Consider the following 4,755-nt stretch of genomic DNA (forward strand, 5'->3'; position numbering starts at 1 on the left):
TCGCACCCGGCGCTTTCAGCGCCAGGCACTTTTACTACGTTACCCGCTCGTTTCCGCCGTGTCAAACCGATATTTCGCGGTTCGTCATTGCTTCAACCCGATAATGCGGGTGGTCTTGCTTGCTCGAGTCCACGATGACGCACGTCGTTGCCGACGTTCGTTTCTGTCGTGGGAAGCCGCAGACCGGCCGATCGCCGCTTCGCGGCTCTCCGCCCGGCTCCTGCCGGCTTCGAAACTCTACCCGGTCGGCTTCGCGTTCGCAACCCCGTTTCCGGAGTGTTCCGCACCGCCCGATCCTCAGTCTCGCTCGGCGTTCCCGCCACGAGCCTGGCGCCCGTTCTCGGCCGGTTTGTCCGGCCTCCCCCGTGCAGAGAGAAAGTTACGCGGACGGCCCGGAGAAGGCAAATCAGGGTTCATCACTGGTTCGGACGAAGAGCCCTCGCCGGCCCTCGCCGGCACCAAGGACGCGAGCACCCCGCCTCCCCGGCTCAGCCGAGGACGCGGGCCACCTCGACGTGCCAGAGTGTCAGTCATGGATGAGTCCGGGCACGGTGCCAGGGTGTTCGCCGAGGAGGCGCTGCTCGGCCTCATCGGGCCGTTCTGGCAGGTGGTGATCGGTGCGGTCGTGCTTGTCGTACTTGTGCTCTCGGTGGGACGGCTGGCCCGACGGGGCAGGTCCCGGATGACCACGGCGCTGCTGGTCACCGCAGCGGCCATCGCCGGGTTCGCGGTGATCGGCGTCCTGCTGGAGGGCTGAGGGTCTCCCAGCCGGCGCGCAGGGCAGCTCAGAGCCGGCGGTTGGCCAGGCTGGGCAGTTCGGCGCGGATCGTGTCGAGCCGCTCCAGGTCCAGGTCGACGACGGAGACCCCCGGGCCGTCCGGCACCTGACCGATGACAGTCCCCCACGGGTCGACCACCATGCTGCGCCCGAAGCAGGTGCGACCTGGCTCATGGTCGCCGGTCTGAGCGGCCGCAGCCACGAAACACTGGTTCTCGATAGCCCTGGCCCGCAGCAGGACCTCCCAGTGGTCCCGGCCGGTGTGCATCATGAAGGCGGCCGGAACTACCAGCAGCTGCGCGCCGCCATCGGACGCGAGTAGCCGGTACAGCTCCGGGAAGCGCAGGTCGTAGCAGATCGACAGGCCGACCCGGAGCCCCTCGACGTCGACCACCACCGGTTGGGCCCCGGGCGCGACGCTCGCCGACTCCCGGTAGGAGACCCGACCGGGGATCTCCACGTCGTACAGGTGGATCTTGCGATAGGTCGCGGCCAGGCTGCCGGAACGGTCGAAGACCAGCGAGGTGTTCCAGGTGTGGTCCCGGTCCGGGCCGGCCTCGTGGAACGAGCCGGCCACCAACCAGATCCCGAGCCGCCTGGCGACCCCGGCGAAGAAGCTGCCCACCTCACCGTCGACCGGCTCCGGTTCGGGCAACCCAGCCGCAGGACCCAGGTAGTCGACGTACTCCGGGAGGACGGCGAGATCCGCGCCGCCGGCGGCGGCGCGCTCCAGTAGGGCCTCCGCGGCCGCCAGATTGGCCTTACGGTCGTCCCGGGCGTTCAACTGGCAGACGGCGACACGCATGAGCAAAGGGTACGGCTGGAGGGCCGCTGACGGACAGCGTCAACAGTCTGGCCCGCACGGGTGGTGGTCACTGGCGGACGGCGCCGAACACGATCACGCCGGCCGCTCAGGATCGAACGGCCGGCGTGATGCGGGAAGGATCAGGCGGACTTCTCTTCGCGGTCGCGCCGAGCCCGGCGCCCGGTGAACTCACGCGGCACGATCGTCGGGTTGACGTTCTCCAGGACGACCTCGCGGGTGATCAGCACGCGGGCGGCGTCGGGGTTGCTCGGCACCTCGTACATCGCGGAGAGCAGAACCTCCTCGATGATGGCTCGCAGACCACGAGCACCGGTGCCCCGCAGCATCGCCTGATCGGCGATGGCTTCCAACGCCGGCTCGTCGAACTCGAGCTCGACACCATCCAGCTCGAACAGGCGCTGGTACTGCCGGACCAGTGCGTTGCGCGGCTCGGTGAGGATCCGAACGAGGGCGCTGCGATCCAGGCTGCGGACGTTGGTGATCACCGGCAGCCGGCCGACGAACTCGGGGATCAGCCCGAACTTGAGCATGTCTTCCGGCATGACCTGGCTGAAGATGTCGTCGGTCGACCGATCGGAGACCGACCGGAGCCGGGCGCCGAAGCCGGTGCCGCCCTGCCCGGTGCGGGACTCGATGATCTGGTCGAGCCCGGCGAAGGCGCCACCACAGATGAACAGCACGTTGGTGGTGTCGATCTGGATGAACTCCTGGTGTGGGTGCTTACGGCCACCCTGCGGCGGCACGTTGGCCACAGTGCCCTCGAGCATCTTGAGCAGGGCCTGCTGCACACCCTCGCCGGAGACGTCCCGGGTGATCGACGGGTTCTCCGACTTGCGGGCGATCTTGTCGACCTCGTCGATGTAGATGATGCCGGTCTCGGCGCGCTTGATGTCGTAGTCGGCGGCCTGGATCAGCTTGAGGAGGATGTTCTCCACGTCCTCGCCGACGTAGCCCGCCTCGGTCAGCGCTGTGGCGTCGGCGATGGCGAACGGGACGTTCAACATCCGGGCGAGGGTCTGTGCCAGGTGGGTCTTGCCGCACCCGGTCGGGCCGAGCAGCAGGATGTTGGACTTGGCCAGCTCGACGGCGTCACTGCCGGAGCCCGGCGCATTAGCGGCCTCGGCCTGGATCCGCTTGTAGTGGTTGTAGACCGCTACGGCGAGCGCCTTCTTGGCCTGATCCTGACCCACGACGTAGGTGTCGAGGAACTGGCAGATCTCCATCGGCTTGGGAAGCTCTTCCCACTTCACCTCGCCGGACTCGGCCAGCTCCTCTTCGATGATCTCGTTGCAGAGATCGATGCACTCGTCGCAGATGTAGACCCCTGGGCCCGCGATGAGCTTCTTGACCTGCTTCTGCGACTTGCCGCAGAAGGAGCATTTCAGTAGGTCGCCGCCGTCACCGATCCGTGCCACCTACGTTCTCCCTGCACTCATCGGCCGGAGACCCGGCCCTGACCTGCGGACGTTGCGCGCCGCCCGGCTTAGTTCGCGCCGCCGGCCCAACCGGCGAAGCGGTACGGACCCGACGTTACCCGCTGGCGGGGCATTCTCCGACCCCCAAAACGGGTGTGTCAGAGGTCGGCCGGGAACGGAGCCCCGGCCAACCTCTGACCCGGTACAGCTCAGCGGGCGGCGTTGGCCGCCAGCAGACCCTTCTTGCGGCTGGTCAGGATCGTGTCGACCAGCCCGTACTCCTTGGACTCCTCGGCCGTCATGATCTTGTCACGGTCGATGTCCTTGCGAACCTGCTCGATCGGGCGGTTGCAGTGGCGGGACAGCATGTCCTCCAGCTGCGTACGCATCCGCAGGATCTCCCGGGCCTGGATCTCGATGTCCGAGCCCTGCCCGTAGCCGCCCTCGGTGGCCGGCTGGTGGATGATGATCCGCGAGTTCGGCAGGGCCATCCGCTTACCCGGGGTGCCCGCCGAGAGCAACACCGCCGCCGCGCTCGCCGCCTGCCCGAGGCAGACCGTCGAGATGTCCGGACGGACGTACTGCATGGTGTCGTAGATCGCCGTCATGGCGGTGAACGAACCACCCGGCGAGTTGATGTACATGATGATGTCGCGGTCCGGGTCGGTGCCCTCGAGCGTCAGCAGCTGGGCCATCACGTCGTTGGCCGACGCGTCGTCCACCTGGACGCCGAGGAAGATGATCCGGTCCTCGAAGAGCTTGTTGTACGGGTTCGACTCCTTGACCCCGTACGACGTGCGCTCGACGAACGACGGCAGCACGTAGCGGTTGTGCACGGCCGCGAACTGGGGCGGCAGGCTCAGATCGGTCATCGTCAGCTCCTCAGCTCAGGGTCCCGGCGCCATCCGGAACCTGTGCGGCTCCGATGATCACCTTGTCGATGAAGCCGTAGTCCATGGCCTCCTGGGCGGTGAACCAACGGTCCCGGTCCGAGTCGGCCTCGATCTGCGACTGGCTCTGGCCGGTGTGGTGCGCGACCCGCTCCTGGAACATCCGCTTCGTGTAGAGCATCTGCTCCGCCTGGATGGCGATGTCGGACGCCGTGCCGCCCAGACCACCGGACGGCTGGTGCATCATGATCCGTGCGTGGGGCAGGGCGTACCGCTTGCCCTTGGTGCCCGCGCAGAGCAGCAGCTGACCCATCGAGGCAGCCATGCCCATCGCCACGGTCGACACGTCGTTGTCGATGAACTGCATGGTGTCGTAGATCGCCATGCCGGAGTAGACCGAGCCACCCGGCGAGTTGATCCACAGGTTGATGTCGCGGTCCGGGTCCTCCGCGGCGAGCAGCAGCAGCTGCGCGCAGATGCGGTTGGCGACCTGGTCGGTCACCTCACTGCCCAGGAAGATGATGCGTTCCTTGAGCAACCGGTTGTAGACCGAGTCGTCGAGGTTGCCAATGGAGTCGCCACCGCGCGCGTCAATCGCCCGGAGCGACTTCTTGGGGATGTGCATGTCGGTCATGGCAGCCCTTCGCTCTCCGTACCGTCTTTCCCGACACTAACCGCTGTGCGGGGCGGCAGAGTCCCGGTCGGGGCAGTGTTCGCTCTCAGCGCAGCTGTGTCGGGTACCCGCGGCGCGGGCTTCCGGGCGTACCCGGCAGTGCTTACCGCCCGGGCGTACCCGGCAGTGCTTACCGCCCGGGCGTACATGTGGTCCGACCGGGTCTGCCCGGA

The 4,755-nt window shown here is 67.3% G+C and carries 5 protein-coding genes; 1 reads left to right on the forward strand and 4 read right to left on the reverse strand.

The annotated features are described in order from the left end of the window. Nucleotides 1-532 precede the first annotated feature (532 nt). On the forward strand, nucleotides 533-757 hold the full coding sequence (locus tag AB0C20_RS35155; protein ID WP_112584164.1) for a hypothetical protein: 225 nt from the start codon (nucleotides 533-535) through the stop codon (nucleotides 755-757). A 28-nt stretch (nucleotides 758-785) separates the two neighbouring features. Here AB0C20_RS35155 and AB0C20_RS35160 read toward each other — a convergent pair whose 3' ends face one another. From AB0C20_RS35160 to AB0C20_RS35175, 4 genes are all read right to left on the reverse strand, one after another. Beyond that, nucleotides 786-1,583: a carbon-nitrogen hydrolase family protein gene (locus tag AB0C20_RS35160; protein ID WP_357185256.1), complete on the reverse strand. Its 798-nt coding sequence runs from the start codon at nucleotides 1,581-1,583 to the stop codon at nucleotides 786-788. Between the two features lie 140 nt (nucleotides 1,584-1,723). Beyond that, entirely contained in the window at nucleotides 1,724-3,019 is a 1,296-nt protein-coding gene (gene clpX / locus AB0C20_RS35165) for an ATP-dependent Clp protease ATP-binding subunit ClpX (protein WP_357185253.1), read from the reverse strand. Between the two features lie 209 nt (nucleotides 3,020-3,228). Next, a complete protein-coding gene (locus AB0C20_RS35170; protein WP_030333536.1) occupies nucleotides 3,229-3,891 on the reverse strand; it encodes an ATP-dependent Clp protease proteolytic subunit in 663 nt (220 codons plus the stop codon). A gap of 10 nt (nucleotides 3,892-3,901) precedes the next feature. Next, complete coding sequence (locus AB0C20_RS35175; RefSeq protein WP_007464111.1) at nucleotides 3,902-4,543, reverse strand: ATP-dependent Clp protease proteolytic subunit; 642 nt, start codon at nucleotides 4,541-4,543, stop codon at nucleotides 3,902-3,904. Nucleotides 4,544-4,755: the final 212 nt, after the last annotated feature.

It is taken from the genome of Micromonospora sp. NPDC048843 (assembly GCF_040649965.1).
GTDB lineage: Bacteria > Actinomycetota > Actinomycetes > Mycobacteriales > Micromonosporaceae > Micromonospora > Micromonospora hortensis.

Excerpts from the sequence above, each read along its gene's own strand:
- AB0C20_RS35160 (WP_357185256.1), bottom strand. The coding sequence starts at position 1,583 with ATGCGTGTCGCCGTCTGCCAGTTGAACGCCCGGGACGACCGTAAGGCC.
- AB0C20_RS35155 (WP_112584164.1), top strand. The coding sequence starts at position 533 with ATGGATGAGTCCGGGCACGGTGCCAGGGTGTTCGCCGAGGAGGCGCTG.
- AB0C20_RS35170 (WP_030333536.1), bottom strand. The coding sequence starts at position 3,891 with ATGACCGATCTGAGCCTGCCGCCCCAGTTCGCGGCCGTGCACAACCGC.
- AB0C20_RS35175 (WP_007464111.1), bottom strand. The coding sequence starts at position 4,543 with ATGACCGACATGCACATCCCCAAGAAGTCGCTCCGGGCGATTGACGCG.